At 71.2% G+C, this 3739-nt stretch carries 3 protein-coding genes; all 3 read right to left on the reverse strand.

The window, feature by feature from the left end; genetic code table 11:
- Nucleotides 1–1324, reverse strand: a 1324-nt coding sequence (locus JWP28_RS11680) for a thiamine pyrophosphate-binding protein (RefSeq protein WP_299543049.1), incomplete at its 3' end; no start/stop codon positions are given.
- Nucleotide 1325: 1 nt separating this feature from the next.
- Nucleotides 1326–2675: an MFS transporter gene (locus tag JWP28_RS11685; protein ID WP_299543050.1), complete on the reverse strand. Its 1350-nt coding sequence runs from the start codon at nucleotides 2673–2675 to the stop codon at nucleotides 1326–1328.
- 26 nt (nucleotides 2676–2701) lie between these two features.
- Nucleotides 2702–3697 carry a Gfo/Idh/MocA family oxidoreductase gene (locus JWP28_RS11690; protein WP_299543052.1) on the reverse strand — a complete coding sequence of 332 codons (996 nt, stop codon included), beginning with the start codon at nucleotides 3695–3697 and terminating at the stop codon, nucleotides 2702–2704.
- Nucleotides 3698–3739 lie beyond the last annotated feature (42 nt).

A 3739-nucleotide genomic window follows, 5' to 3' on the forward strand; every position in this document is an offset into this window, starting at 1 on the left:
CCGCGATCACCCGTGTTCCCTTGGGCGCCCCGAGCGCCGCGCCGATGGCCGCACCGCCCGCCCAACCGATGCCGGCCAGCCCCCGCGGCGCCAGGTAGCTGCGCCCCGCCCGCCGGGTCTGGAAGCGCGAGGCCGTCCAGCCGGAGGCGAGGCTGGCGTCCGAAACCATGATGGCGTCATCGTCCATCAGGGCGTTGACCGCCTCGATCACGCGTTCCGGCGCCACGGCGGGATCGTCGGGCTTGCTGCCCGGCTGCGGCAGCGGCTCGCCGTCCGGCTTCCAGCCGAACCGGGCGCCGCGCCTGGCCAGGCCGTCGCCGATGGCGCGCGCGGCCTCGCGCACGTCGGCGACGATCTCCAGCGCCGCGGGAATGGCGCGGCCCAGCTCCTCGCCGTCGATGTCGACGTGGATGATCTCCTGGCTCCTGGTGGGCAGGCGCCAGAGGAAGGAGTTGAACTGGGCGAACTTGCTGCCCAGCACCAGCACCGTGTCGGCCTGCTTGAGCGTGCGGCTGGCCTCGATGTCGCCGAACACCCCGACCACCCCGAGCATCAGGGGATTGCGCTCGCTGACCACGCCCTTGCCGTTGATGCTGGTCACGATGGGGATGCCGAACTCGTCGGCGAAGCGGGCGATCTCCGCGCCTGCGCCGCTGGCCATGGCCCCGCCGCCGGCCAGCACCATCGGCCGTTTGGCCTTGGCCAGCCGCGCCACGGCGTCCTCGACGGCCTGCGGCAAGGCGGCGGTGCGGTGTCGTGGCCAGCGCGCGCTCGCCGGGCTGAATATCGACAGGTCGGGCTCCGGGATCGGCGCGGCCATGAAGTCTTCCGGGATCTCGACCACCACAGGACCGCGGCGGCCGGAGGTCGCGACCCTGAGGGCATGGTCGAACACCGCGACCAGGCTGCCCGGCGCCTGCAGCCGGCCGACCCACTTGGTCACCGGCGCCAATATCGAGCCCTGCTCGAGCGCCTGGGAGGATACGCCGCGGTGGCGCAGGTGCTCGCGGTTAGTCCGGATGTCGGCGACCAGCGCCAGCACCGGGATCGCCGAGGCGTAGGCCTCGGCCAGGCCGGAGACCAGATTGGTGGATCCGGGCCCGACGGTGGCGTCGCACATCCCGACCTTGCCGCTGACCCGCGCATAGGCGTCGGCCGCGCAGGCCGCGTTCCGCTCGTCGCGCATCAGGACGTGGTTGAAGCCGCGGGCGCGCGCCGCGCCGTAGAACGGCACGGTCTGGCCGCCGGGCACGCCGAAACAGGTGTCGATTCCGGACGCCTCCAGGATGGAGACGATGACGTCGCAGACCTTGACGGCGCTCATCTCAGATCATCTCTCCGACGGCCGAAAGGGCAGGGGCCTGGGGGACCGGCCGCGCCGCCGCGCCGGCCTCCGCCTCGAGCAGGCGGGCCATCGGGCGCCGGAGCAGGAGGGCGAAGCCCGCGGCCAGCGGACCGCAGATCGCGGCCACCAGGGCGAGGCCCTGGCCGAGGTGTGCGCCGCCGCCGAAGACCTTGGCGGCCAGGACCGTGGCGGTGGGACCCAAGGCGATGCCGACCAGGGAATTGGCCAGCAGGCCCGCCGCCAGGAACTCGCCCTTCAGGTGGGAGGGGATGCCCCATTGCACGCAGATGAACGGCATCATGCCGGTCCCCATGATGCAGAACATGGCCGCGGCGTAGAAACCCAGGAAGGCGACGCCGCTGGGCGCCAGCGACGCGGCGATCACCAGCGGAAAGCCCAGCAGCAGGCCGGCCGCGAGGACCAGCACCGGCGCGTCGCGTCGGCCGCGCGCGCTCCAGATCTCCGCCACGCGCGGCGCGATCAGCATCCCCGAGACGCCGCAAGTCATGCTGGCCAGCCCGATGCGGATGCCGGCGTCGCCGGTGGCCCAGTGGAACTGGCGCACGAGGTAGGTGGGCGCCCATCCGCCGAGGCCGTAGATCATGACCTGCCCGATGGCGGTGGCGATGAAGAACAGGAACGCGGGGACGTAGGGCCTGCGCGCCCAGGCGAAGGTCAGGCCGTTGGCGGCAGGGCTCGGCGCGGTCTCCCGGACCGGCTCCTTTACGGTCAGGGCGATGATCGCGGCGAACAGGAAGGCCGGGGCCCCGACCAGGAAGAACACCGCCTGCCAGGGCTTCACCGAACCCAGCAGGGGCAGGACGAGGTGGTCGACGTTGCCGATGGCCTTCACCACCAGCCCGCCCAGGATGTAGGAGCCGGTCGCCCCGAGCGCGCCCAGCGACATGAACACGCTGGTGGCCCGCGCCCGTTGTTCGCGCGGGAACAGGTCGGAGATCAGGGACAGGCTCGTCGGCGTCAGCGCCGCCTCGCCGATCGCCACGCCGATCCGCAACAGGCACAGGACCCAGAAGCTGGTCGCCAGGCCGGAGCCGAAGGTGCAGCTGCCCCAGATCACCGCGGTGCCGACCAGCAGCCACTTGCGGTTGCCGAGGTCGGCCACCCGGCCCAGCGGCAAGCCCACGAAGGAGTAGAACGTGGCGAAGGCCACGCCCATCAGCAGGCTGATCTGGGTGTCGGTGATGTGCAGGTCCGCCCTCAGCGGCTCCACCAGCAGGCCGAGGATCAGCCGGTCGACGAAGGCGACGACGTAGAGCGATCCGAGGATGGCCACCGCGTACCAGGCGCCGAGGACGCTGCGTCCGGTCATGGTCTGTCCGTTCCCATGCGTCCCCATCACGCGGCGTGGGCCTGGAGGCGGGGCTGCAGGCCGGCCTCGCGGTAGACTGCGTCGATCACCTCCATGTTGGCGATCCCGTCCGCGCCAGGGGTGAGGATCGGCGCGCCGTGGCGCATGACCTGGACGAGGGCGCGCGCCTGGAAGAGGTAGGTGGCCGGTTCGTCGAAACGGGTCGTCCGGCTCTCGCCGCCCGCCTCGACCGTCACCGAAACACCTGGCTGCGGCAGGAAGGGATTGTCGCAGCGCAGGCTCCCATGCTCGCCCTCGACGGTCAGCCAGGTTTCGAAGCCTTCGGCCCGATGCGAACATTCGAACGCCGCCTCAGCGCCGCCCGGAAACGCCAGGCTGGCGCGCATGGCGGCGTCGATCTGCGGCGAATGCAGCGTGGACTTGGCCTGCAGCACCCGCGGCTCCTCGCCGACGCACATCCGGAGCAGATTGATGCAGTAGGCGCCGAGATCCATCGTCGAGCCGCCGCCAAGCTCGGGCTGGAAGCGGATGTTGTCCGGCAGCAGGCGCGCGCTTCGTATCTTCAGGCGCGCCTCGAGTTTTCGCAGCCGTCCGAGCGCGCCGGACCGCAGGGTCGCGTCGATGAATTGCGCGACCGGATGGTAGCGGTAGTGGAACGCCTCGATCAGCGGCAGCCGGGCGGCGTCGGCCACCTCGACCATCCGCCGCGCCTCCTCGGCGTTGGAGCACAACGGCTTTTCGCACAACACCGCCTTGCCGGCCTGCAGCGCGCGGATCGACCATTCCGCATGCAGGCTGTTGGGCAGGGGGTTGTAGACGACCTCGATCTCGGGATCGTCGACCAGCGCCTGGTAGCCGCCATAGGATCGCCGGATCCCGTGCTTGGCGGCGTAGGCCGCCGCGCGGTCGGAGTCGCGAGACGCGATGGCGACGATGTCGATCTGCGGGATCTCGCGCGCCGGGTCTATGAGTACGGACTCGACGATCTGGGCGCAGCCGAGAATCCCAACGCGCACCGGCATCACCGCTCCCCGAGTCTGCGCACTTGGGTTCAATCGGCCCGG

The organism is Phenylobacterium sp. (assembly GCF_028290885.1).
Taxonomy (GTDB): domain Bacteria; phylum Pseudomonadota; class Alphaproteobacteria; order Caulobacterales; family Caulobacteraceae; genus Phenylobacterium.

Excerpts from the sequence above, each read along its gene's own strand:
- JWP28_RS11685 (WP_299543050.1), bottom strand. The coding sequence starts at position 2,675 with ATGACCGGACGCAGCGTCCTCGGCGCCTGGTACGCGGTGGCCATCCTC.
- JWP28_RS11690 (WP_299543052.1), bottom strand. The coding sequence starts at position 3,697 with ATGCCGGTGCGCGTTGGGATTCTCGGCTGCGCCCAGATCGTCGAGTCC.